This window comes from Bacillus sp. JJ1533, from assembly GCF_036965045.1.
GTDB lineage: Bacteria > Bacillota > Bacilli > Bacillales > Bacillaceae_L > Ferdinandcohnia.
The window spans coordinates 30,449-53,378 of the sequence record NZ_JBALOV010000012.1 but is presented as its reverse complement, the minus strand read 5'-3'; the positions used below and the strand labels follow the sequence as shown (position 1 = coordinate 53,378).

The 22,930-nt window shown below is 38.3% G+C and carries 26 protein-coding genes; 25 read left to right on the top strand and 1 reads right to left on the bottom strand.

The genetic code is table 11. The features are described from left to right. The first annotated feature begins 691 nt into the window (after nucleotides 1–691). From V7138_RS06625 to rsmI, 11 genes are all read left to right on the top strand, one after another. Complete coding sequence (locus V7138_RS06625) at nucleotides 692–910, top strand: sigma factor G inhibitor Gin (RefSeq protein WP_335395210.1); 219 nt, start codon at nucleotides 692–694, stop codon at nucleotides 908–910. A 124-nt stretch (nucleotides 911–1,034) separates the two neighbouring features. Further along, a complete protein-coding gene (locus tag V7138_RS06620; RefSeq protein WP_335395209.1) occupies nucleotides 1,035–2,468 on the top strand; it encodes an aminotransferase class I/II-fold pyridoxal phosphate-dependent enzyme in 1,434 nt (477 codons plus the stop codon). A 16-nt stretch (nucleotides 2,469–2,484) separates the two neighbouring features. After that, a complete protein-coding gene (gene tmk / locus V7138_RS06615; RefSeq protein ID WP_335395207.1) occupies nucleotides 2,485–3,117 on the top strand; it encodes a dTMP kinase in 633 nt (210 codons plus the stop codon). 165 nt (nucleotides 3,118–3,282) lie between these two features. Continuing rightward, nucleotides 3,283–3,612, top strand: a complete 330-nt coding sequence (locus tag V7138_RS06610) for a cyclic-di-AMP receptor (RefSeq protein WP_335395206.1) — start codon at nucleotides 3,283–3,285, stop codon at nucleotides 3,610–3,612. Nucleotides 3,613–3,630: 18 nt separating this feature from the next. Then, nucleotides 3,631–4,071 (top strand): YaaR family protein, encoded by a 441-nt coding sequence (locus V7138_RS06605; protein WP_335395205.1) that lies wholly within the window; start codon nucleotides 3,631–3,633, stop codon nucleotides 4,069–4,071. Between the two features lie 19 nt (nucleotides 4,072–4,090). Then, complete coding sequence (gene holB, locus V7138_RS06600) at nucleotides 4,091–5,086, top strand: DNA polymerase III subunit delta' (RefSeq protein WP_335395203.1); 996 nt, start codon at nucleotides 4,091–4,093, stop codon at nucleotides 5,084–5,086. Nucleotides 5,087–5,088: 2 nt separating this feature from the next. Beyond that, complete coding sequence (locus V7138_RS06595; protein WP_335395202.1) at nucleotides 5,089–5,916, top strand: PSP1 domain-containing protein; 828 nt, start codon at nucleotides 5,089–5,091, stop codon at nucleotides 5,914–5,916. 13 nt (nucleotides 5,917–5,929) lie between these two features. Then, nucleotides 5,930–6,283 (top strand): DNA replication initiation control protein YabA, encoded by a 354-nt coding sequence (gene yabA / locus V7138_RS06590; RefSeq protein WP_335395201.1) that lies wholly within the window; start codon nucleotides 5,930–5,932, stop codon nucleotides 6,281–6,283. Nucleotides 6,284–6,379: 96 nt separating this feature from the next. Beyond that, nucleotides 6,380–7,123: a tRNA1(Val) (adenine(37)-N6)-methyltransferase gene (locus tag V7138_RS06585; RefSeq protein ID WP_335395200.1), complete on the top strand. Its 744-nt coding sequence runs from the start codon at nucleotides 6,380–6,382 to the stop codon at nucleotides 7,121–7,123. Continuing rightward, the gene (locus V7138_RS06580) at nucleotides 7,110–7,409 is read left to right on the top strand and encodes a GIY-YIG nuclease family protein (RefSeq protein WP_335395197.1); all 300 of its coding nucleotides are present in this window, start codon (nucleotides 7,110–7,112) and stop codon (nucleotides 7,407–7,409) included. The genes V7138_RS06585 and V7138_RS06580 overlap by 14 nt, the downstream gene beginning before the upstream one ends. After that, nucleotides 7,375–8,250 (top strand): 16S rRNA (cytidine(1402)-2'-O)-methyltransferase, encoded by an 876-nt coding sequence (rsmI, locus tag V7138_RS06575; protein WP_335395195.1) that lies wholly within the window; start codon nucleotides 7,375–7,377, stop codon nucleotides 8,248–8,250. The genes V7138_RS06580 and rsmI overlap by 35 nt, the downstream gene beginning before the upstream one ends. A gap of 47 nt (nucleotides 8,251–8,297) precedes the next feature. Here rsmI and V7138_RS06570 read toward each other — a convergent pair whose 3' ends face one another. Next, complete coding sequence (locus V7138_RS06570; protein ID WP_335395192.1) at nucleotides 8,298–8,582, bottom strand: AbrB/MazE/SpoVT family DNA-binding domain-containing protein; 285 nt, start codon at nucleotides 8,580–8,582, stop codon at nucleotides 8,298–8,300. A 420-nt stretch (nucleotides 8,583–9,002) separates the two neighbouring features. On the opposite strand from V7138_RS06570, the gene metG reads away from it, so the two are divergent. The 14 genes from metG (at nucleotide 9,003) to V7138_RS06500 (ending at nucleotide 22,901) form a co-directional block, all read left to right on the top strand. Further along, nucleotides 9,003–11,003 (top strand): methionine--tRNA ligase, encoded by a 2,001-nt coding sequence (gene metG, locus V7138_RS06565; protein ID WP_335395190.1) that lies wholly within the window; start codon nucleotides 9,003–9,005, stop codon nucleotides 11,001–11,003. Between the two features lie 65 nt (nucleotides 11,004–11,068). Then, on the top strand, nucleotides 11,069–11,836 hold the full coding sequence (locus V7138_RS06560) for a TatD family hydrolase (protein ID WP_335395188.1): 768 nt from the start codon (nucleotides 11,069–11,071) through the stop codon (nucleotides 11,834–11,836). A 224-nt stretch (nucleotides 11,837–12,060) separates the two neighbouring features. Beyond that, nucleotides 12,061–13,257 carry a ubiquitin-like domain-containing protein gene (locus V7138_RS06555; protein WP_335395184.1) on the top strand — a complete coding sequence of 399 codons (1,197 nt, stop codon included), beginning with the start codon at nucleotides 12,061–12,063 and terminating at the stop codon, nucleotides 13,255–13,257. Nucleotides 13,258–13,627: 370 nt separating this feature from the next. Continuing rightward, the gene (gene rnmV, locus V7138_RS06550) at nucleotides 13,628–14,191 is read left to right on the top strand and encodes a ribonuclease M5 (protein WP_335395182.1); all 564 of its coding nucleotides are present in this window, start codon (nucleotides 13,628–13,630) and stop codon (nucleotides 14,189–14,191) included. Further along, nucleotides 14,184–15,077 (top strand): 16S rRNA (adenine(1518)-N(6)/adenine(1519)-N(6))-dimethyltransferase RsmA, encoded by an 894-nt coding sequence (gene rsmA / locus V7138_RS06545; RefSeq protein WP_335395180.1) that lies wholly within the window; start codon nucleotides 14,184–14,186, stop codon nucleotides 15,075–15,077. Before rnmV ends, rsmA begins: the two co-directional genes overlap by 8 nt. Before the next feature lie 328 nt (nucleotides 15,078–15,405). Beyond that, nucleotides 15,406–16,293 (top strand): sporulation peptidase YabG, encoded by an 888-nt coding sequence (gene yabG, locus V7138_RS06540; protein ID WP_335395178.1) that lies wholly within the window; start codon nucleotides 15,406–15,408, stop codon nucleotides 16,291–16,293. Between the two features lie 247 nt (nucleotides 16,294–16,540). Beyond that, the gene (gene veg, locus V7138_RS06535) at nucleotides 16,541–16,810 is read left to right on the top strand and encodes a biofilm formation stimulator Veg (RefSeq protein WP_116354422.1); all 270 of its coding nucleotides are present in this window, start codon (nucleotides 16,541–16,543) and stop codon (nucleotides 16,808–16,810) included. 315 nt (nucleotides 16,811–17,125) lie between these two features. Next, nucleotides 17,126–17,311 carry a small, acid-soluble spore protein, alpha/beta type gene (locus V7138_RS06530; RefSeq protein WP_335395175.1) on the top strand — a complete coding sequence of 62 codons (186 nt, stop codon included), beginning with the start codon at nucleotides 17,126–17,128 and terminating at the stop codon, nucleotides 17,309–17,311. Between the two features lie 180 nt (nucleotides 17,312–17,491). Then, nucleotides 17,492–18,358 carry a 4-(cytidine 5'-diphospho)-2-C-methyl-D-erythritol kinase gene (gene ispE / locus V7138_RS06525; RefSeq protein ID WP_335395172.1) on the top strand — a complete coding sequence of 289 codons (867 nt, stop codon included), beginning with the start codon at nucleotides 17,492–17,494 and terminating at the stop codon, nucleotides 18,356–18,358. 142 nt (nucleotides 18,359–18,500) lie between these two features. After that, the gene (gene purR, locus V7138_RS06520) at nucleotides 18,501–19,361 is read left to right on the top strand and encodes a pur operon repressor (protein ID WP_335395170.1); all 861 of its coding nucleotides are present in this window, start codon (nucleotides 18,501–18,503) and stop codon (nucleotides 19,359–19,361) included. Continuing rightward, on the top strand, nucleotides 19,358–19,732 hold the full coding sequence (locus V7138_RS06515; protein WP_335395168.1) for a RidA family protein: 375 nt from the start codon (nucleotides 19,358–19,360) through the stop codon (nucleotides 19,730–19,732). The genes purR and V7138_RS06515 overlap by 4 nt, the downstream gene beginning before the upstream one ends. A gap of 145 nt (nucleotides 19,733–19,877) precedes the next feature. Continuing rightward, nucleotides 19,878–20,168: a septation regulator SpoVG gene (spoVG, locus tag V7138_RS06510; protein ID WP_010285377.1), complete on the top strand. Its 291-nt coding sequence runs from the start codon at nucleotides 19,878–19,880 to the stop codon at nucleotides 20,166–20,168. Between the two features lie 381 nt (nucleotides 20,169–20,549). Next, on the top strand, nucleotides 20,550–21,929 hold the full coding sequence (glmU, locus tag V7138_RS06505) for a bifunctional UDP-N-acetylglucosamine diphosphorylase/glucosamine-1-phosphate N-acetyltransferase GlmU (RefSeq protein WP_335395165.1): 1,380 nt from the start codon (nucleotides 20,550–20,552) through the stop codon (nucleotides 21,927–21,929). A gap of 18 nt (nucleotides 21,930–21,947) precedes the next feature. Further along, nucleotides 21,948–22,901 carry a ribose-phosphate diphosphokinase gene (locus V7138_RS06500; protein WP_335395164.1) on the top strand — a complete coding sequence of 318 codons (954 nt, stop codon included), beginning with the start codon at nucleotides 21,948–21,950 and terminating at the stop codon, nucleotides 22,899–22,901. Nucleotides 22,902–22,930 lie beyond the last annotated feature (29 nt).

The window sequence follows — 22,930 nt, the reverse complement described above, 5'->3', positions numbered from 1 at the left end:
TGGTTGGTCTTTTTTATTTTGTGCATACATGCCTTGTTCAAATGTTGAATCGTTCCCCTTTAGTGAATAGAATGAGGGAAAGAGTAACGCAACGTGGTTAATCATGCCCATTTTAAGTCTGAAGCGTTAAAAAAGGGAACGACAACTCTTGAACATGCAATTTTTTAATCTTTAAAAATGCCACAAATGGAAACGGAATACCACCTAGTTGTTAAACAACAAACGATATCCCGCAAACAGCCTAAACAATATATCACCCAACCGCCAAACAACAAATGATACACCGCAAACTCCATAAACGATATACCATCCAGTCGCCAAACGATAAATGATATTCCGCAAACGCCAAAAACAGTATATCGCCTGACCGCCAAACAACAAATGATATCCTGCAAACTCCATAAAAGGTATATCATCAAATCACAATCCAATAACCGAAATACTGTTAACACAAAAATCGGTGAATCACTCAGTTAAGCAACTGCAAATGCGCTAACCAATGCACCCCCAATGTACTCCAACAAACCATCAATTCAAATACAACCAAATCCAGTTTCAGTTATAAACTTTTATCTAAGACATACACAAACTAGCTCCTGAACTTCATAGATTACTAAATAAACTAAATTACAACTGTTCATTATTTTTATAATTGTGTATACATTTCAAGAAATCCGGACAAAATATGTGTATGGAGGTGGAGGCAGTGAGTTCACTCGCAAATCGAGAGCATTATGGGGAAACGTGTATTATATGTGAGCAAGAGAAAAACAGAGGCATACACCTTTATACAAGATTCATTTGTTTGGATTGTGAGCAAGATATGATCCGTACGGAAACAAATGATCCAAAGTATCAATTTTATTTAGATCGGCTCAAAAAGATTTCAACCCCAGAGATATATTCATAGTTTCAAACCACTTGGCATTGCTATTGCGTTAGGTGCAATTCCAAGCTGGTGTCGGACCTAGTAGAACAGGTCCCTTTTTTTGTTTTATAATAAGGTAAAGTACATAAGGAAGGTATATGAAGCTATGAATCAACTACAAACCCCATTGTTTGATGTGTTAGATCATCATGCGAAGAGGATGCCTCAATCGATGCATGTACCAGGCCATAAATATGGACAAGTGTTTTCGAGTAAGGGACAAGCCTATTTTCATAAAGTATTAGAAATTGATGCAACAGAATTGACTGGACTCGATGATTTACATCATCCTGAAGAGGCTATTTTGGAAGCAGAAAGGTTAGTATCAGATTTATATGGAGTGAAAAGAAGTTATTTTTTAGTGAACGGATCGACGGTAGGAAATTTAGCGATGATACTTGCGACATGTTCTGGGAATGATACGGTCCTGGTGCAACGAAATTCGCATAAATCGATTTTAAATGGGTTAAAGATGGCAGGGGTTCGACCAATCTTTCTTCATCCTACGTATGATGATGAAGTACAGGTCCCCTCCTATGTTTCTTTTAAAACGGTAAAAGAGGCATTTGATTCTTATCAACAAATAAAGGCTGTTATTTTAACGAGCCCCAATTATTATGGAATGACGAATCAAACCGAATTATACCGGATCATTACATATGCCCATGAAAGGGGTGCTGCCGTTTTAATCGACGAAGCACATGGGGCCCATTTTATGCTAAATGGTTTTCCTTCATCCGCTCTTTCTTTAGGTGCTGATATTGTGGTGCATTCTGCTCATAAGACTCTCCCAGCGATGACAATGGGCTCTTTTTTGCATATAAACAGTCAACTCATTAAACATGAAGAGGTCGAGTCGTATCTTCAAATTTTGCAATCGAGTAGTCCATCCTATCCGATTATGGCTTCACTTGATCTTGCTAGGCATTACCTTGCTATGGTGAAGGAAAAAGGTACGGATGAAATCATTAAAAAAATTGCTGCTTTTGCACTGAGGCTGGAAGCAATTCCGCAATTAAAAGTCGTAAAGTCGAAAAATCAAGACGTACAAACGGACCGATTAAAACTTACGATCCAATCGCAATGTAGGCTAAATGGTTATGAACTGCAAAGCTCCTTTGAAAAAGCAGGTCTCTTTACAGAAATGGCGGACCCTAACAATGTCCTTTTTGTGTTACCTTTATCAAAAAGTTTTGATGCTAATGAAATTATCAATAAAATAAATTATGCTGTAAAGGAATATACACCGATAAAACGTAGATTTATTGATTTACACGATGCAGGAAAGTCAGTTACCACACTTGGACTTTGCTATAATGAAATTAAAGGGTACAATAAAAAGGTTGTTTCTCTTAAGGATGCGATTGGAAACATTTCCGGAGAAATGATTATTCCGTATCCCCCAGGAATTCCTGTTCTTATGGAAGGAGAATGTGTAACTAAACGACACATCGAAATCCTTACTACGTATATTGAGGCGGGTGCACATTTCCAAGGTGGGGATATGAAGAGGAAATATATCAAGATATTAGATATGTAAGGGGCTTGAACAAAAAGTGGCAGGTTATTTTATAACATTTGAAGGTCCGGAGGGTGCGGGTAAAACAACCGTATTAGGAGTCCTCCAAGAAGAACTTTCGAAAAGAGGATATGATGTCGTTTCCACTAGAGAACCAGGTGGAATTGATATAGCAGAACAAATTCGTTCTGTCATTTTAGATAAGAACAATACAAAAATGGATGGACGTACAGAGGCACTTCTATATGCTGCATCTCGTCGCCAGCATTTAGTTGAGAAAGTTATTCCGGCTTTAGAAGAAGGAAAAATTGTCTTGTGTGACCGCTTTGTAGATAGTTCGTTAGCGTATCAGGGCTATGCTCGTGGCCTAGGAATTGATGAGGTTTATTCCATTAATGAATTTGCGATTAATGGACTTATGCCATCATTAACACTTTTTTTTGACATTCAACCTGAAAAAGGATTAACAAGAATAAAAAAGAATGATGAAAGGGAAGTAAATCGCCTTGACCTTGAAAAGCTTTCATTTCACCAAAAGGTGTATGAAGGGTATTTAAAGGTTGCTGATCGCTTTCAGGATCGGTTCCATATCATTAATGCGGAGAATGCACTCGATGAAGTGACCAAGGAAGCACTAGAATTGATTGAACAACATGTAAATAAAGGTTAAGTATATGAATTTCCTCAAAAGTCTGATGATTTTTGAGGTTTTTCTTTTCGTTCTGGCTATACTTGGTATAGAATAAAGACAAATGTGGACATTCGCACAATTAGTTACCAAATTTCGTAATATGAAGGAACACGTAAAAGTGATAAAATAAAGGGAGGCAATACGATGAAGCTAGTTGTTGCAGTTGTGCAGGATAAGGACAGTAACCGTTTGTCACAGGCATTAGTTGAACATAATTTTAGAGCAACAAAGCTTGCTACAACAGGGGGATTTCTAAAATCAGGTAATACTACATTCCTTGTAGGAACAGAGGACATCCGTGTGAATAAATTATTAGATATTATCAGGGATAATTGCAAACACCGGGAGCAAATGATTGCGCCTGTTTCACCAATGGGTGGAAATGCTGATTCCTTTGTTCCATTCCCAGTGAAGGTTGAAGTGGGAGGAGCTACGGTGTTTGTTTTACCGATTGATGCGTTTCACCAATTTTAAGTAGGTGCATTATACTTCATGAAAATAAACCAGGATTTTCGTGTTAAATTAGATAAAAATCAGCCAAACACAATGAATAAAGTTTCGGGAAATCATACTTTCAGTAAAATTGTCCATCAAGAAGGAAATAAACTTCAAATGGAGCAATTGACGAAGCTCCTTTCTCAAATTGACATGGCGGGAGATCGACTCTCTCGCTCTCAAACATTTCAGGACTTGGCTTCTTATAAATCCCTTGTAAAACGCTTTATCCATGAGGCTGTGGAGTATGGGATGGATATGAAAGAATCTCATAGTTGGAACTTTAATGGACAAGGGAGAACACATAAGCTTGTTGAGCAAATAGACAAGGAATTATTGGATTTAACAGAGCAAATGGTTGACCAAGAAAAAGGGTCAATTGATATACTCGGAAAGGTTGGATTAATAAAAGGCTTATTAATCAACTTATATACGTGATTTGAAAGAGTGATATATGGTGGAAAAAACATGGGAACAACTTCAGGAATATCAACCACTTGTCCTTAAAATGGTTGAAAATAGTCTCAAGAAGAATAGAGTGGCCCATGCTTACTTATTTGAGGGAAGTCGAGGGACAGGCAAAAAGGAAGTAGGCTTTCTGTTAGCAAAAAGTCTTTTCTGTCAGCATCCAAATGCATACAGACCGTGCAACGACTGTACAAATTGCCGCAGAATTTCATCAGGAAACCATCCTGATGTTCATATTGTTGAGCCGGATGGTCAATCGATTAAAAAATGGCAAATTCAAGCATTGCAAGAGGAATTTTCTAAAACGGGCGTTGAGTCAAATCGTAAAGTGTATTTGATTAATCATGCCGATAAAATGACAACAAATGCCGCGAATAGTTTATTGAAGTTCCTAGAGGAGCCAACCAGCCAAACCGTAGCGATTTTGTTAACGGAACAAATCCATCGAATTCTAAATACGATTTTATCTCGATGCCAGGTTTTGTCGTTTAAGCCACTTGCTCCAAAGGTCATTTCAGAGCGTCTGATTGATGAAGGAATAGCTCCTACTATGGCTTCGCTAGTGGCTCATACAACCAATAATTTAGAGGAAGCTCGTGAATTAAGTGAGGATGCTTGGTTTGGACAGTCCCGTTCAATAGTGTTACAATTATATGAAGTAATCCATACAAGGCCAACTCATGCTTTCTTTTTTTTGCAGGATCAATGGTTGCCTCATTTTAAAGAGAAAGAGCAGCTTAGCTTTGGTTTAGATATATTATTGCTTATTTATAAAGATTTATTATATATACAGCTTAATGATGAAGAAAAGCTTATTTTTCATGACCAGATTACGAGCTTTAAACAACATGCACTTACCACGTCAACAAGACGTGTGAGTGATCAAATAGCAGCGGTATTAGAGGCGAAACGTCGTCTATACACCAACATGAACCCACATTTATTAATGGAGCAATTGGTAATAAAGTTACAAGGAGGGATTTAAGCTTGTATGATGTAGTTGGTGTACGCTTTAAAAAAGCGGGTAAAATCTATTACTTTGACCCAAATGGCTTTACAATTCCTGATGGCGAATATGTCATTGTCGAAACAGTTAGAGGAATTGAATTTGGCAAGGTTGTTATAAATAAAAAGCAAGTCGATGAAAATGACATCGTACTTCCATTGAAGAAGGTCATCCGCATTGCGGATTCGAAAGATAAATTAATTGTAGAAGAAAATAAAGCAGCGGCTAAAGAGGCATATGATGTCTGCCAAGAAAAAGTGGTGGTACACAGCCTTGATATGAAGCTTGTTGATGTAGAATATACGTTTGATAGAAATAAAGTAATCTTCTATTTTACAGCAGATGGACGTGTGGATTTCCGTGAATTAGTGAAGGATTTAGCGGCGATCTTCCGTACGAGAATTGAATTAAGACAAATTGGGGTACGTGATGAAGCCAAGATGCTTGGCGGAATTGGTCCATGTGGGAGAATGCTTTGTTGCTCAACCTTCTTAGGTGATTTTGAGCCAGTTTCAATTAAGATGGCAAAAGATCAAAACCTTTCATTAAACCCTACTAAAATATCAGGTTTATGTGGTCGCTTAATGTGCTGTTTAAAATATGAAAATGATGAGTATGAAAGTGCAAAGGAACAGCTTCCAGACCTCGGTGATATGATTGAAACAACAAGTGGGCCTGGCAAAGTTGTTGGACTCAATATTTTAGAACGAGTGCTTCAATTAGAATTAATTGGCCGTGAACGAGTTGTGGAATATACATGGGAGGAACTACTGAAAGAAGGAGCGATTTCGATTCAAGCCACAGAATGACGAGGTGGAATGCGTGGACAAAAAAGATATTTTTGAATCTGTTAGTAGTATGGAGACTCAAATAGGAAATCTGTATACTCAACTAGGAGAATTGAAAGAACATCTTGGGCAATTACTTGAAGAGAATCACAATCTGAAAATGGAGAATGACCTTTTACGTCGTCGACTTGATCAATCCATTTCAAAGAAAAAAGAAGAAAAAAATGATAAAGCTTTACAAGAAGCAAGGCTAGTTGATATCGGTGAAGGATATGATAATTTAGCGAGACTTTATCAGGAGGGATTTCATATTTGTAATGTTCATTATGGAAGTGTCCGTTCTGATGGCGATTGCTTATTTTGTCTCTCCTTTTTAAATAAGAAATAGGTCCTTTCCAACTGGAGAGGGCTTTTTCATTTCCAACAAAAAGACTTATAATGATACATGATACATAGATAACCGTAGGGAAGGAAACAGAATGCAATGGTTGAATTACGTGATGGTGAACGATTAGATCATTTGTTAGCAGAGAATTTAAGAATCATCCAAAGCCCTTCTGTCTTTGCTTTTTCATTGGATACTGTGCTTTTAGCAAGATTTGTGTATGTACCCATCCAAAAAGGAAAAATCATTGATTTATGTACAGGCAATGGGGTTATTCCCTTATTATTAAGCAGGAGATCAAAGGCGGAGATTACAGGGGTTGAAATTCAAGAACGTATATACGATATGGCAAAACGCAGCATTGAGTATAATGAACTTTCAAATCAACTTTCAATCATTCATGGGGATATTAAGGACATGCCTGAAAAGCTGGGACGAGGAAAATATGATGTTGTCACATGTAATCCACCGTATTTTCCAACTCCAAAAGCAGATGAAATTAATAAAAATGAACATCTTGCAATTGCTCGACATGAAATATATTGTACTTTAGAGGATGTTGTCCGCGTTAGCAGCCAATTGGTGAAGCAAGGGGGAAAGGTTGCATTTGTTCACCGTCCTGGGCGGCTAATGGACATTCTAACCTTGATGAGACAATACCGGATTGAGCCAAAGCGTCTGCAATTTGTGCATCCGAGACTAGGCAAAGAGGCAAACACTATTTTAGTTGAAGGAATTAAACAGGGGAATGCAGACTTGAAAATTTTACCTCCCCTATATGTATATGATGAACATAATGAGTATACAAAAGAGATAAGGAAAATTCTCTATGGAGACGAATAAGCATTATTTTTATGTCCTGGAATGCAAGGATGGAACTTATTATGCCGGTTATACAACCGATGTTGAGCAAAGGATGAAAAAGCATAATGAAGGAAAAGGAGCCAAATATACAAGAGGAAGAGGCCCGATCACATTATTATTTGCTGCTGAGTTTGAAACGAAAGAAGAAGCGATGCGTGCAGAATATAGATTTAAACGATTGAAGCGACCTGAAAAGGAACGGTTGCTAGCAATGGAAAGTGAGGAGCGATATGTGGCAGCAAAAAAGCTTTCAACCAAATTATGAATATGGGACCTTATATCTCGTTCCAACTCCAATTGGGAATTTGGAGGATATGACTTTCCGGGCAATTAAGATCATGAAGGAATCTGCTTTTATTGCAGCGGAAGATACAAGGCAAACTAAAAAGCTTTGCAATTATTTTGAGATTGAAACACCGGTAATTAGTTATCATGAACATAATAAAAAGGTGAGCGGGGATAAAATTCTAACATTGCTACGAGAAGGAAAAAATGTGGCTCTCGTCAGTGATGCAGGCATGCCGACGATTTCCGACCCAGGCTATGAATTAGTGGTTGAAGCCGTTCAAGAAAAAATGTATGTCGTTCCACTGCCTGGTGCAAATGCGGCATTAACCTCTTTAATTGCATCTGGACTAAGTGCACAACCTTTTTATTTCTATGGGTTTCTAGACCGAAATAAGAAAGAGAAACGAAAGCAATTGGAAGGTTTAGTTCATATTCAAGCAACGATGCTTTTTTATGAAGCACCACATCGCTTGAAAGAAACATTAAAGATTATGCGAGAGGTTTTAGGAAATCGTAAAATCTCAGTTTCCAGAGAATTAACGAAGAAATTTGAAGAGTTTATTCGTGGAGACTTGGATGAAATCCTTGCATGGACAGAGGAGGATACAATTCGCGGCGAGTTCTGTCTAGTTGTAGAGGGGACTACTCTAAGCAAGGAAGATTTTACAGAGGTATGGTGGGAAGACTTATCAATCGAACAACATGTCAATCATTATGTCGAGACTGATTCCATGGCAACCAAAGAAGCCATTAAACAAGTTGCAAAAGACCGAAATCAGCAAAAGAGAGTCATTTATCAAGAATATCACGGTTTGTAAAAAAGAAAAAAGCTTCTCAGGTCGAGAAGCTTTTTGTGTATGATCTATTATTTTACAACTGCAAGATTATCTTGAAGTTCTCTAAGGATTTGCTCAGCACCTTCACGGCTAAGAACGATCTTACCATTAGCAAGAGTGAAATTATCATCAGAAATTTCACCAGTAATTTGGCAAGTCATATTTGGCTTATATTTCTTTAAAATGATTTTGTCATCGTCTACATAAATTTCAAGAGCATCTTTTTCAGCGATGTCTAATGTACGACGAAGCTCGATAGGAATAACAACACGTCCTAATTCATCAACTTTACGAACAATACCTGTAGATTTCATATGTTTTTTCTCCTCTCAATATTTGTTTTTTATTTATCTCTCTATCGTCAATTTTCGACAAATTGATTTCTAGATAATAATATCAAGATTTCCATTTAACGTCAATCATTTTTAACTACAATTCTTTTAAAATATGTATAAAAATGGTACGCGGTGTCTTATAACAGAAGGGTTTTATAAGACATTTGACATTATGAATCAACTATTAATGGAAAAAAGTCTGTATCATAATAGAGGGAAAAACTCAAATCAAATTCGACAAAAAAATAGCGTTTTGTTGAAATTTGTCGAAAAAGAGGATGTAAATTTATACTTTGTCGAATAGTACCCCTTTATTTTTAATGACATATACATATAAATCTCTATAAATTGACATTCCCCTTGTGCTTTAGGTATATTTTGAAGATATAATAGGAATAGATGAATAGGAATGTCTTACTTATTCGAGCGTATTTTAGAGGAGGTTTACTGATGGCTCAAGAGAAAAAAACATTTTATTTAACCACACCCATTTATTATCCAAGTGGGAAATTACATATAGGACACGCTTATACAACTGTAGCTGCGGATGCTATGGCTCGATATAAAAGACTACGTGGATATGATGTAATGTTCTTAACAGGAACTGATGAACATGGTCAAAAAATACAACGTTCTGCTGCGGAGAAGGGTGTAACCCCTCAAGCATATGTAGACGAGATTGTATCGGGAATCCAAGAACTTTGGAAGAAACTAGAGATCTCTTACGATGATTTTATCCGTACAACAGAGGACCGTCATAAAAAAGTTGTGGAAAAGATTTTTGATCAACTTGTCAAACAAGGAGATATCTACCTTGATCAATATGAGGGCTGGTACTGTACACCTTGTGAATCCTTCTTTACGGAAAGACAATTAGTCGATGGAAATTGCCCAGACTGTGGTCGTCCAGTTGAAAAGGTGAAGGAAGAATCTTATTTCTTTAAAATGAGTAAATATGTAGATCGCTTGTTAACGTATTATGAAGAAAACCCAGAATTCATCCAGCCTGAATCCCGCAAAAATGAAATGATTAATAACTTCATTAAGCCCGGACTTGAGGATCTAGCTGTATCAAGAACAACCTTTGATTGGGGAGTTAAAGTACCTGGTGATCCAAAGCATGTTATTTATGTTTGGATTGATGCACTATCAAACTATATTACGGCTCTAGGGTATGGTACAGAAGATGATACGAAATACCAAAAATATTGGCCAGCTGATGTTCATTTAGTAGGGAAGGAAATTGTTCGTTTCCATACGATCTATTGGCCTATTATGCTGATGGCATTAGATTTACCTTTACCGAAAAAGGTATTTGCCCATGGCTGGTTGTTAATGAAGGATGGAAAAATGTCAAAATCAAAGGGAAATGTCGTGGATCCAGTCACATTAATTGACCGCTACGGGCTCGATTCTCTACGTTATTACTTATTACGTGAGGTTCCTTTTGGTGCTGACGGTGTGTTTACTCCTGAAGGATTCGTTGAAAGAATCAATTTTGATTTAGCAAATGACTTAGGAAACTTATTAAATCGAACTGTTGCGATGATTGGCCGATATTTTGATGGTACGATTCCAGCATATAGTGGTAATCAATCAGAATATGATACACAGTTATCAAATTTCGCAGTGGAAACTGTTGCAAAATATGAAGAGGCCATGGAAAAAATGGAGTTTTCTGTTGCACTTACAGCCCTATGGCAGTTTGTAAGTCGTACAAATAAGTATATTGATGAAACACAGCCTTGGGTAGTTGCAAAAGATGAAGCGAAAAAAGATGAATTAGGTTCTATCATGAGTCATTTAGCAGAATCTCTTCGTTTTACAGCGATTATGCTTGAACCATTTTTAATCAAAACACCAGGAGCTATTTTTGATCAGCTTGGTATTAAAGATGATGCATTGAAAACATGGGAAAGCCTAACTGAATTTGGAATGAAACAAGAAGGTATTAAGGTAGCAAAGGGCGACCCAATTTTTCCACGTTTAGAAATTGACGAGGAAGTTGAATATATTAAGGAAAAAATGCAGGGCGGTACGAAAAAGGAAGAACCAGTACAGGAAGTGGAACAAGCGGACGAAATCACAATCGATGATTTCATGAAGGTTGAGCTGCGTGTTGCTGAGGTACTCCAGGTCGAACCAGTGAAAAAGGCTGATAAGCTGTTAAAGCTTCAGCTAGACTTAGGCTTTGAAAAGCGCCAGGTTGTATCAGGTATTGCCCAGTATTACAAGCCAGAAGAATTAGTAGGTAAAAAGGTAATTTGTGTAACGAATCTTAAACCTGTTAAACTTCGTGGTGAGCTATCACAGGGTATGATATTAGCAGGATCTGTTGACGGAAAGCTATCGGTCGCAACGATTGACCAAAGCCTGCCAAACGGAGCCAAAGTAAAATAGTCAAAAAGGACAGAGTCATCTGTCCTTTTTACATACAAGAATTACGCGAATAAAGGAGTCTTAAGATGTTAATTGATACACATGCCCATTTAAATGCGATACAGTATCAAGACGATTTAGATGAAGTAATCGATAGAGCACTAACTGTAGGCGTAGAAAAAATTGTTGTCGTCGGCTTTGACCGTGAAACTATAACGAGAGCCATAGAATTAGCCGATCAATACGAGTTTATCTATGCGACTGTCGGTTGGCATCCAGTTGATGCGATCGATATGACGGATGAAGACCTCAAGTGGATCGAAGAGCTTAGTGCCCATCCAAAGGTTGTAGCATTAGGAGAAATGGGTCTTGATTACCATTGGGACAAGTCTCCAAAGGATATTCAAAAGGAAGTCTTCAGAAAGCAAATCGCATTAGCAAAGAAAGTAAAATTGCCGATTATCATTCATAATCGAGAAGCTACCGCTGATATTATTGAGATTCTACAAGAAGAGAATGCAAGTGAAGTAGGCGGAATTATGCACTGCTTTACAGGAAGTATCGAAGTGGCTAAACAATGTATCGATATGAATTTCTACATATCATTTGGCGGTCCTGTTACATTCAAAAACGCAAAAAAACCAAAAGAAGTGGCAGCAGAAATTCCTCTAGATCGTCTCTTAATTGAAACAGATTGCCCATACTTAACCCCACATCCTTTTCGGGGAAAACGGAATGAACCAAGCTATGTGAAATATGTAGCAGAGCAAATTGCAGAGCTAAAAGGGGTTTCATTCGAGGAAATAGCACAAAAAACATCCGACAATGCGAAGCGGTTTTTCGGCATAAAATGATAGCAAATTTTGTCAAAAAATAGGGTAGCTTGTCCAACGCTAAGTGAATTAGAAAAAGTTCTACATGCTTCCTTCGTCTCATATATATCTTTGTCGACAACTAATTCTTCCTTTTTAAATATTCTTCTTGCATAATATTCTACAACGGTGACGTAAGAAGGGGTGGGGTTGACAGATTAATATATCCTTTATATAATCCACTGAGAGAAGGAGGCGTTTTTCGTTTGCTTACAAACATGAAAAAACTGTTTTCCGAGTCGAAGCACAAAAAGAGATTAATAGTCGCGATAAGTAGTTTTATAGTTTTAGCAGGTGCCGGTACAGGTTATGCTGCGTATGAAACCACTAAGGATACAGTTACACTATCACTAAATGGAAATGAGCAAGTTATAAGGACGCACGCAAACACGGTTGCTGAAGTTCTACAGGATTTAGAGATTGATGTCTCAAAACATGACGAGCTTTCACCATCTATGGATACGGCAATCAAGGACAATTTGAAGGTGACGTGGCAAGAGGCCATTCCGGTTGAACTTGTAGTTGATAACCAACCGCAAAAGGTCTGGACAACAGTTAAAACCGTGGGAGATCTTTTCAAAGATGAGAAGGTAGAAATTACAGAGCATGATAAAGTCAATCCAAGTTTAGATACAAAGCTAACAAAAAATATAAAAGTAGAGGTTGAAAAGGCGTTTCAACTTACACTTAATGACGGCGGTACGGAAAAGCAAGTATGGTCCACTTCGACTACTGTCGCTGACTTTTTAAAAGGTCAAAATGTTGCACTAAATGAATTGGATCGAGTAGAGCCAGGAATGGAAGAACAGATTACAGCAAATAGTGTCATTAATGTTGTACGAGTAGAAAAAGTCACCGATGTAGTGGAAGAGTCAGTTGCCTTTGCGGTTGTTCGTAAAAAAGACAACAGCATTGAAAAAGGCAAAGAAAAGGTTGTAACCTCAGGCCAAGAGGGTAAGGTTGCAAAGCACTATGAAGTCGTTCTTGAGAATGGAAAAGAAGTTTCAAGAGATCTTATCAAAACAGAAACCTTAGCGGATAGTAAGGATAAGGTTGTTGCAGTTGGTACGCGTGAAATTGTGCAACAGGTTTCCCGTGGTACAGCTAATGCATCAAAGGAATTCTATGTATCCTCTACAGCTTATACTGCGTACTGCAGCGGGTGTTCAGGAACAACTGCGACTGGAATTAACCTTCGTGCTAATCCAAATGTAAAAGTAATTGCAGTTGATCCAAGCATCATTCCACTAGGTACAAAAGTGTATGTGGAAGGGTATGGCTATGCGATAGCAGCCGATAAGGGCACAGATATTAAAGGTTATAAAATTGATGTCTTTTTCTCAGAGAAATCTCAAGCCTTCCGTTGGGGGCAACGAAAGGTGAAAATTCAAATCTTAAATTAACTTGCACGTAACAGAGGAGGTATTCCTCTGTTTTTTTTATGTCTAGCTTCAGCGCCTAGCCAGTTTTCATCCTGAATAATCTTCTAGGAGTATCTTGCGAAAAGCTATGCTTTGAGCAGCTAGAGGTCTTAAGCCAATCCGTCAAGAAGGATAAACAGCATCCTTCTCGCCGGCTTTTCTTATGCTTGTCGGACTTGCACAGGAAGTGCTGACATCGACGTTTGCCACAGGACGTGGCAGTAGTTAGTCGATGTTCCGCTTCAAAGGCGCTTCAGCATTTCTGTTTTTATTTATGTCTTTTTTGTTATAATAATGTAATATTTGTATCTATATTGTTAGACGAATTCAAACGAGAAAGGTTTCAAAAAATATGAAAATAAAAGAAATAATTGTTGTGGAAGGAAAAGATGACACCGTCGCGATTCAACGAGCAGTCGATGCTGACACAATAGAAACAAATGGCTCAGCCGTTAATAAAGAAGTATTAGAACGAATCAAACATGCTCACGAGGTTAGAGGCGTTATAGTTTTTACAGACCCAGACTACCCTGGTGAACGAATTCGTAAAATCGTTGCAAAAGCGGTTCCGGGATGTAAACATGCTTTTTTACCTAAAAATGAGGCTCTAGCAAAGTCAGGTAAAAAGGTAGGTGTGGAGCATGCCACTCCAGAGGCGATTAGAAAGGCCTTAGCAGACGTTAAACAGGAACAAGAGGACTTTCACTCGGAAATTGAATTTGACGCTCTAGTGGACGCTGGATTGGTTGGTGGCAGTATGGCAAAGGAACGAAGGGAAAAACTAGGCGTTCTTTTGAAAATTGGTTATACTAACGGAAAACAGCTTTATAAGCGTCTACAGATGTTTCAGATTACAAAAGAGGCATTTGACGAGGCCGTTGAAAAAGTGCTACAGGGGGAAAGGCAACGTGATTAAAGATATAGCCACACCTATAAGAACCAGAGCTATTTTGGAAAAGCATGGTTTTTCGTTTAAGAAAAGTTTAGGACAGAACTTTTTAATTGATACGAATATTTTACATCGTATCGTTGATCATGCAGAAATTACGGAAGAAACGGCTGCGATTGAAATTGGACCTGGAATTGGCGCATTAACCGAGCAGCTTGCTAAGCGTGCAAAAAAGGTTGTTGCATTTGAAATTGATGGCCGATTATTGCCGATTTTAGCGGACACCTTATCACCATATCCAAATGTCGAGATTATCCATGAGGATGTTTTAAAGGCAGATGTCCAGTCTGTCATTCATAATAAAATGCAGGGAATCAATGATATCATGGTAGTCGCTAATTTACCGTATTATGTAACAACACCAATTATTATGAAGTTGCTAACAGAAAACCTCCCATTAAGGGGCATTGTTGTCATGCTTCAAAAGGAAGTGGCTGACCGGATTTCAGCCGCTCCCGGTACAAAAGATTACGGCTCCTTGTCAATTGCCATCCAATACTATACAACCGCTGAAACCGTCATGACGGTTCCAAAAACCGTATTTGTTCCGCAACCAAATGTGGATTCAGCAGTGATTCGTTTGTTAAAGAGAAAGGAACCCGCTATTAAAGTTGAAAGTGAATCCTTCTTTTTTGACGTTGTTCGAGCATCTTTTGGACAAAGGAGAAAGACAATCTTAAATAACTTAACCTCGAATATGCCAAATGGGAAGGTGTTTAAGGAGGCAATTGAAGGCTGTTTAGCCGCTTCAAATATTGATCCGCGACGCCGTGGTGAAACATTATCCATTGAAGAGTTTGGGCGTTTAAGTGATGCATTACATAAAGTTTTGAATGATGGGCCTACTGCATAGTAGGTCTTTTTTTGCACCCTTTTTTACTCCTCACCACTAGGAGGTATACTGCATAGGCTAACAAGAAGGCATCTCAATAGCGGATGTTCAAAAAGTCCGGTGAAAATGACACATCGAAATTCTTCGTTGGCTTGCTTTTCCGCTCCTCACGTATTAATGACATACGTTCCGGTGCTCAAAGCTGCGCCGCCTCGAATTTTCGACGCACAGGATGTGCTAGTGTCGACAATGCCACAGGACGTGGCGTTTTTGTCGACGTGGTCCTTTTCATCCTCCTTTTTGACCTCCTTTTAAACGGAAATAACCTCAGAAGTTGGAGTGGGTGAGGATGGATATAAAAGTTGGCGATATTGTTGCACGTAAATCATATCAGTTTGATTTATTGTTCAAAGTAACTGAGATAACACATGACCAAACTGTTTATTTATATGGTGAGGATGTAAGGTTGATTGCAGATGCTCCGTATGATGACTTAGTCTTAATTGACGAGGATGAAAGGCTGAAAAGGCAGCGAACCGATCGGGAAAAGGTGGATCATTCCTATCGACTGTTTCGACAAGATTATCAATTGGTTAGACAAAAAAATGAATACTATGCGACAGGGGGCTATTCAAATAATGCCGATTTTTTTCAAATCCCAGGAAGAGTTTTGCACATTGATGGTGACCCCAACTATTTAAAAAAATGCATGATGTTATATGAAAAAATTGGGGTTCCTGTCTATGGGTATCACTGTCATGAAAAGGAAATGCCCGAAAGAATAGATGAATTACTTGAAAAATACAGGCCTGATATACTTGTGATAACTGGTCATGATGCATATTCTAAATCAAAGGGAAAGGTCACGGAATTAAAAGCGTATCGACATTCCCGTCATTTCGCTCAAACAGTTCGACAAGCTAGAAAAAGAGTTCCGCATTTAGATCAGCTTGTCATCTTTGCAGGCGCCTGTCAGTCTCATTTTGAGTCTTTGATACGTGCAGGGGCAAATTATGCAAGTTCACCGTCTAGAGTCAATATACATGCCCTAGACCCTGTTTATATCGTTGCAAAAATTTGTTTTACTCCATTTGATGAAAGAATCAATGTGTGGGATGTTTTGCGCAATACATTAACAGGTGAAAAAGGTCTTGGTGGAATAGAAACAAAGGGTGTTTTACGAACGGGTATGCCCTATCAAAAATTGGTTGATGAAGAGGGAATTGGGGATCTCTAACAGCGTAACGCTTGAGATCCCTTTGGTATTTTATTACATATGGGATTAAGTGAAAATTTTGTCGATGAAAATAAATCCGTGTTTTTATACATATTGACTGCACTTTTGAACATACTAGGGGTTGTGTGCTGAGAAATTTGTTGGAAAATACTTATTGACAAGTATTTTGTATCATTGTTATAATTTTAGTTTTGTTTGACGTTCGGCGTTTTTTTTGGTATACTAATACATAGTGAGGTGGAGTGAAATGGCAAAAACTTTGCTTGATATTAAAAGGTCTCTAGATACAAATTTAGGTAAGCGACTTACATTAAAGGCAAATGGTGGTCGTAGAAAAACAATAGAGCGCTCAGGAGTGCTCGCTGAAACGTACCCCTCTGTATTTGTAATTGAACTAGACCAGGATGAGAATTCCTTTGAGCGAGTTTCATACAGCTATGCTGATATCCTTACAGAAACCGTTCAATTAACATTCTTTGATGAGACATCCGGGAACGTAGCGATAAGTGGGCAGTAGACATTTTTGTTTGCTGCTTTTTTATTTTTTTCAAACAAAGCGGTACTTTTTCATAAAGTACCGCGTTGTTTGTTGTTTATAGTAAAAAAGTATATTTTTTATGTATAGTGTTAACACTTAATACAGTTAAGTCTCTGGTAAAGACATCCATTTTAAAAGGAAATTTTTAAAGTATACGTTTAAAGACTAAGAACGCCACGTCCTCTATCAACGTCTTTGTGACCCAAAGTCCTGTGGGCCCAAAATTTGATACTATAACTAACCCATCATCTTCAAATACTAAGTATGTCGTAGATGAGAAAGGGGTTGTAGTTATTGGGAAGACGTCGTGGTATCATGTCAGAAGCTTTTAAAGAAGAATTAGCAAAAGAACTCGGTTTTTACGATACCGTAAAAAAAGAAGGTTGGGGTGCAATTCGTTCACGTGATGCTGGAAATATGGTGAAACGTGCAATTGAAATTGGACAACAACAGCTTGCCAATAAAGGACAAAACCATTAAAAACAATTATTTTAACTACGGCGCCGGAGCAAATTTGCTTCGGCTTTCTTTTTATAGGTAAAAGGTCTTACTTTATAAATTACATAAAAAACAGTGCAGACATTAAGACGTCACTGTTTTACGACGTTTACTTTGTGGTACAATGGCAATATTGAATTTACGTTTAAAGCAGGTGTTTTCATGAAATTATTAGTTAAGGCCCCAGCAAAGATCAATTTGGCGCTTGATGTACTACATAAACGCCAGGATGGTTATCATGAGGTGCGGATGATTATGACAACCATTGATCTATCGGACAGGCTTGAATTATCCGATTATGAGGGAGATGAAATAAAGGTCATATCACATAATCGTTTTGTACCAGATGATAGCCGCAATTTGGCCTATCAGGCGGCAAACTTATTAAAGAAACGATTCGGTGTGAAAAAAGGCGTAGTCATTTCGATTACTAAATCAATCCCAGTTGCAGCAGGATTAGCAGGCGGAAGCAGCGATGCAGCCGCGACGTTAAGAGGATTGAACAAATTTTGGGGCCTAGGACTAAGTTTGGATGAACTGGCATCAATTGGTGCGGAAATTGGCTCAGATGTATCTTTTTGTGTATATGGAGGGACGGCCCTAGCAACAGGTAGGGGAGAAATTATTTCAGAATTACCCGCACCTCCACATTGCTGGATTATTCTAGCAAAGCCAACGATTGGCGTTTCGACAGCAGAAGTGTATCGAAATCTTTCGATTGATCAAATTAACCATCCAGATGTGGATGGGATGATTCGAGCAATCGAAACGAAGGACTTTGATGGTATTTGCAGTCGAGTCGGTAATGTTTTAGAGGACGTAACTTTAAAACTTCATCCAGAAGTGGCTCATATTAAAGAACAAATGAAACGATTTGGTGCAGATGCTGTTTTAATGAGCGGTAGTGGTCCAACCGTTTTTGGCCTTGTGCAAAGAGAGTCAAGAATGCATCGGATTTATAACGGATTACGTGGCTTTTGTGACCAAGTTTATGCAGTACGGCTGCTCGGAGAACGCAATAAAATGTAGCTTTATTTAGAAGAAGTAATCTACTTTTTAATTGGAAACGAAGATTAAACAAATATTCATCAAAAGTGCCTTGGTGTATTTGATTTATAACGTACATTAATGTTATATTAACAATAAAATATTCGGTTTTTGGAGGCAAGACATGAAATTTAGACGGAGTAGTAGACTTGTTGATATGACAAATCACTTGCTTTTACACCCACAGCACCTTGTATCTCTTTCCTATTTTGCTGACAAATATGATTCGGCTAAATCCTCCATTAGTGAAGACTTAGCGATTATTAAGCAAACATTTGAGCAACAGGGAATTGGTACATTAATTACAGTAGCTGGAGCAGCTGGTGGTGTGAAGTTTATTCCAATGGTCGGGGAAGAAGAAGCAAGTGAGGTTGTCAAAGAGCTTTGTGAGGTAATTGCAAATCCTGATCGGCTACTTCCAGGCGGTTATTTATATTTAACTGATATACTTGGAGATCCGAGAATTGTAAATAAGATCGGGAAAATCTTTGCTTCTATTTATTCCAATCACGAGATTGATGTTGTCATGACTGTTGCGACAAAGGGAATTCCTCTTGCATATGCAGTTGCTTCTAACCTTGATGTACCTGTTGTAATTGTAAGACATGGAAATCGAGTGACAGAAGGCTCCACTGTGAGTATTAATTATGTTTCAGGATCAACCAAACGGATTCAGACAATGGTGTTAGCAAAGAGAAGCCTGAAGGAAGGTTCTAATGTTTTAATCATTGATGACTTTATGAAGGCTGGCGGTACTGTTAAAGGGATGGTCAGTATTCTTGAAGAGTTCAATGCAAATGTAAAGGGAATCGGTGTCCTCGTTGAGTCAGAGGGAGTCGAAGAAAGACTTGTAGATGAATACATATCCTTAGTAAAGCTGACAGATGTTGATGTAAAGGAAAAGCAGATAAAAGTAGCAGTGGGAAATTATGAATCTTACCTAAAGCATGTTGAGATTGAAGATGAGATGGGGGAAGAAGAATGAAACAAGTTCAAACAAACCAGGCTCCAGCAGCAATTGGGCCATATTCCCAAGGAATAATTGTTAACAATATGTTTTTTAGTTCAGGCCAAATTCCGCTAACTCCGGCTGGGGAATTAGTGAGCGGCGGCATTAAAGAACAAACAGCTCAGGTTTTCAAAAATCTTCAAGCTATTTTGGCTGAAGCAGGTGCATCCTTAGATACAGTCGTTAAAGCTACTGTTTTTATAAAAAACATGGATGATTTTGCGGAATTAAATGAAGTATATGGGGAATTCTTTGCTGGACACAAACCAGCTCGTTCAACAGTTGAAGTAGCAAGACTTCCAAAAGATGTTTTGGTTGAAATCGAAGTTATTGCACTTGTAAAATAAGGCTTTTTTCACTAATATTCTGTTCATTAACAAAAAAGTATGAATCTTTTTGAAAAATTATTTAATATTTAGCAGGAGATTACGATTTTCCGTTGAATATGAATAACTACTAAGTTTTTATATAGTAAAAAAGGTGGTGAACAGAATGGAAGTGACAGACGTTAGATTACGCCGCGTTAACACTGAAGGTAGAATGAGAGCGATTGCATCAATTACGTTAGACCATGAATTTGTAGTTCATGACATCCGTGTAATTGACGGAAACAATGGTTTATTTGTTGCTATGCCGAGCAAACGTACTCCCGATGGAGAGTTTCGTGATATCGCTCATCCAATTAACTCAAGTACGCGTGGAAAAATCCAAGACGCAGTACTAGCCGAGTATCATCGTTTAGGTGAAGTTGAGGTTGAGTTTGAAGAAGCAGGAGCATCTTAAAATAAACATATAGATTCATCGAAGAGCCTACATACCTGATAGGCTCTTTTTCTATCCCCATACTCTTTCTCCTAGCCCCATATTAAAAATTTCCAATCAAAAAAGTGGTGTACTTTCGTTAGTTTTCTTGAAAATGGTCTATTTTTAAGATATATTCGAAATGGATAAAAAGGTTTAAACTTTATTCAATCGAGGTTGAACCCGACTGAATAAAATCAAAGCTTTGGCGGATGCCGCGATTTTTTAAAGGCGAAATTTCGAGTATAGGTTCAAGACTAAGAACCCCAGTTCCTGTGGCAACGTCTTGTGATCCAACTCGTGTGGGCCTAAGAAAATTTGGGCACAAATTCGCCGAAGCGAATTTGATATGGAGGCCTAAACATGACAAAACGATATGGCGTAATTTTGGCCGCAGGGCAAGGAACACGTATGAAATCTAAGCTTTACAAGGTTCTACACCCTGTATGTGGAAAAGCGATGGTTCAGCATGTAGTGGACCAAATTTCAACATTATCCTTGCAAAAGCTTGTGACAATCGTTGGACACGGAGCGGAAAAAGTAAAAGCACAAATTGGAGATAAAAGTGAATATGCCCTTCAAGAGGAACAGTTAGGTACTGCACATGCCGTTATGCAAGCAGCTACTCATTTAGCAAATGAAAAGGGGGTAACTTTAGTTGTTTGTGGTGATACTCCTCTTATCACCGCGGAAACAATGGAAGCCCTGCTTCAACAGCATGAGGAGGCAGGAGCGAAAGCAACAATTCTTACAGCTGTGGCGGCAGAGCCAACAGGATATGGTAGAATTGTTCGTAATGCAGAAGGACATGTTGAGCGCATTGTTGAACATAAAGATGCAACAGAAGAAGAACGTACAATTACCGAAATCAATACTGGCACATATTGTTTCGATAACGAAGCGTTGTTTGAAGCACTATCAAACGTATCGAATGATAATGTGCAAGGTGAGTACTATCTACCCGACGTGATTGAAATTCTCAAAAACAAAGGTGAAATTGTCTCAGCCTTCCAAACAGCGTCATTTGATGAAACGTTGGGAGTAAATGACCGTTACGCATTATCACAGGCGGAAAAGCTAATGAAACAAAGAATCAATAAATATCATATGGTAAATGGTGTGACAATCATTGATCCAGACAATACGTACATTTCATCAGATGCGAAAATCGGTTCGGATACTGTCCTGCATCCTGGAACGATCATTATCGGAGATGTTGAAATTGGAACGGAATGTGAAATTGGTCCAAATTCAGAAATTAAGAATTGCAAAATTGGTGAAAGAACAGTAATCCGCCATTCAGTTGCGCATGATAGTAGTATTGGAAATGATGTAGCAATTGGGCCGTTTGCTCATATTCGTCCTGCATCACAAATCAGTGACAAAGTAAAGGTAGGAAACTTTGTAGAATTGAAAAAGGCAGTTTTCGGTGAAGGAAGTAAAGCATCTCATTTAAGTTATATTGGCGATGCAGAGGTCGGCACAAACGTGAATATTGGATGTGGCTCAATCACCGTAAACTACGACGGGAAAAATAAATTCTTAACGAAAATAGAGGACAATGCCTTTATCGGTTGTAATTCAAATCTAGTGGCTCCAGTAACGGTCGGAAAAGGGGCATATGTTGCAGCAGGCTCAACAATAACAAATGAAGTGCCTAGCAACGCTCTTTCCATTGCAAGAGCACGTCAAGTCAATAAAGAGAATTATGTGGAACGTTTAAATCAAAAGAAAAATTCCTAATGGAGGTCGGGTTAGATCATGTCTAAAGAATACCGTGACTCAAGTTTAAAGGTATTTTCATTGAATGCGAATGCACCTTTGGCTGAGGAAATTGCTAATTCGATTGGTGTTGAGCTCGGAAAGTGCTCTGTTACACGATTTAGCGATGGAGAAGTTCAAATTAATATTGAAGAAAGTATTCGTGGATGTGATGTTTTTGTTATTCAATCTACGAGTGCACCAGTAAATGAGCATATCATGGAAGTATTGATCATGATTGATGCACTAAGACGTGCATCAGCAAAAACAATTAATATTGTCATGCCTTATTATGGATATGCCAGACAGGACCGTAAAGCCCGTGCACGTGAACCAATTACTGCTAAGCTAATCGCTAATCTGTTAGAAACAGCAGGTGCAGATCGCGTGATTACACTAGACCTTCATGCTCCACAGATTCAAGGCTTTTTTGATATCCTAATTGATCATTTAATGGGTGTACCAATTCTATCCGATTATTTTAAAAGCAAAAACCTTGAAGACATTGTCGTAGTTTCTCCTGACCATGGTGGGGTTACACGTGCTCGTAAAATGGCTGATCGGCTTAAAGCTCCAATTGCGATTATTGACAAACGTCGACCAAGACCAAATGTGGCTGAAGTTATGAACATTGTTGGAAATATTGAAGGGAAAACTGCCATTTTAATTGATGATATTATAGATACAGCAGGAACCATTACATTAGCTGCAAATGCATTAGTCGAAAACGGCGCTTCAGAAGTTTATGCATGCTGTACACATCCTGTCCTATCAGGGCCAGCAATTGAACGCATCCAAAATTCAAAAATCAAAGAATTGGTTGTCACTAATACAATTCGTTTACCTGAAGAGAAAAAGATTGCTAAAATTAAGGAACTTTCAGTTGCTCCGTTAATTGGTGAAGCAATCATCCGTGTTCACGAGCAACAATCTGTTAGTACACTATTTGATTAATTAAATGGGCAGACACCCGTTTTTTCTTT

Excerpts from the sequence above, each read along its gene's own strand:
- V7138_RS06560 (WP_335395188.1), top strand. The coding sequence starts at position 11,069 with ATGTTAATTGATACACATGCCCATTTAAATGCGATACAGTATCAAGAC.
- purR (WP_335395170.1), top strand. The coding sequence starts at position 18,501 with ATGAAATTTAGACGGAGTAGTAGACTTGTTGATATGACAAATCACTTG.
- V7138_RS06580 (WP_335395197.1), top strand. The coding sequence starts at position 7,110 with ATGGAGACGAATAAGCATTATTTTTATGTCCTGGAATGCAAGGATGGA.
- veg (WP_116354422.1), top strand. The coding sequence starts at position 16,541 with ATGGCAAAAACTTTGCTTGATATTAAAAGGTCTCTAGATACAAATTTA.
- ispE (WP_335395172.1), top strand. The coding sequence starts at position 17,492 with ATGAAATTATTAGTTAAGGCCCCAGCAAAGATCAATTTGGCGCTTGAT.
- V7138_RS06605 (WP_335395205.1), top strand. The coding sequence starts at position 3,631 with ATGAAAATAAACCAGGATTTTCGTGTTAAATTAGATAAAAATCAGCCA.
- rsmI (WP_335395195.1), top strand. The coding sequence starts at position 7,375 with ATGTGGCAGCAAAAAAGCTTTCAACCAAATTATGAATATGGGACCTTA.
- metG (WP_335395190.1), top strand. The coding sequence starts at position 9,003 with ATGAATAGGAATGTCTTACTTATTCGAGCGTATTTTAGAGGAGGTTTA.
- V7138_RS06625 (WP_335395210.1), top strand. The coding sequence starts at position 692 with ATGGAGGTGGAGGCAGTGAGTTCACTCGCAAATCGAGAGCATTATGGG.
- spoVG (WP_010285377.1), top strand. The coding sequence starts at position 19,878 with ATGGAAGTGACAGACGTTAGATTACGCCGCGTTAACACTGAAGGTAGA.
- V7138_RS06610 (WP_335395206.1), top strand. The coding sequence starts at position 3,283 with ATGAAGCTAGTTGTTGCAGTTGTGCAGGATAAGGACAGTAACCGTTTG.
- V7138_RS06620 (WP_335395209.1), top strand. The coding sequence starts at position 1,035 with ATGAATCAACTACAAACCCCATTGTTTGATGTGTTAGATCATCATGCG.
- V7138_RS06585 (WP_335395200.1), top strand. The coding sequence starts at position 6,380 with ATGGTTGAATTACGTGATGGTGAACGATTAGATCATTTGTTAGCAGAG.
- V7138_RS06570 (WP_335395192.1), bottom strand. The coding sequence starts at position 8,582 with ATGAAATCTACAGGTATTGTTCGTAAAGTTGATGAATTAGGACGTGTT.
- rnmV (WP_335395182.1), top strand. The coding sequence starts at position 13,628 with ATGAAAATAAAAGAAATAATTGTTGTGGAAGGAAAAGATGACACCGTC.
- yabG (WP_335395178.1), top strand. The coding sequence starts at position 15,406 with ATGGATATAAAAGTTGGCGATATTGTTGCACGTAAATCATATCAGTTT.
- V7138_RS06515 (WP_335395168.1), top strand. The coding sequence starts at position 19,358 with ATGAAACAAGTTCAAACAAACCAGGCTCCAGCAGCAATTGGGCCATAT.
- V7138_RS06500 (WP_335395164.1), top strand. The coding sequence starts at position 21,948 with ATGTCTAAAGAATACCGTGACTCAAGTTTAAAGGTATTTTCATTGAAT.
- glmU (WP_335395165.1), top strand. The coding sequence starts at position 20,550 with ATGACAAAACGATATGGCGTAATTTTGGCCGCAGGGCAAGGAACACGT.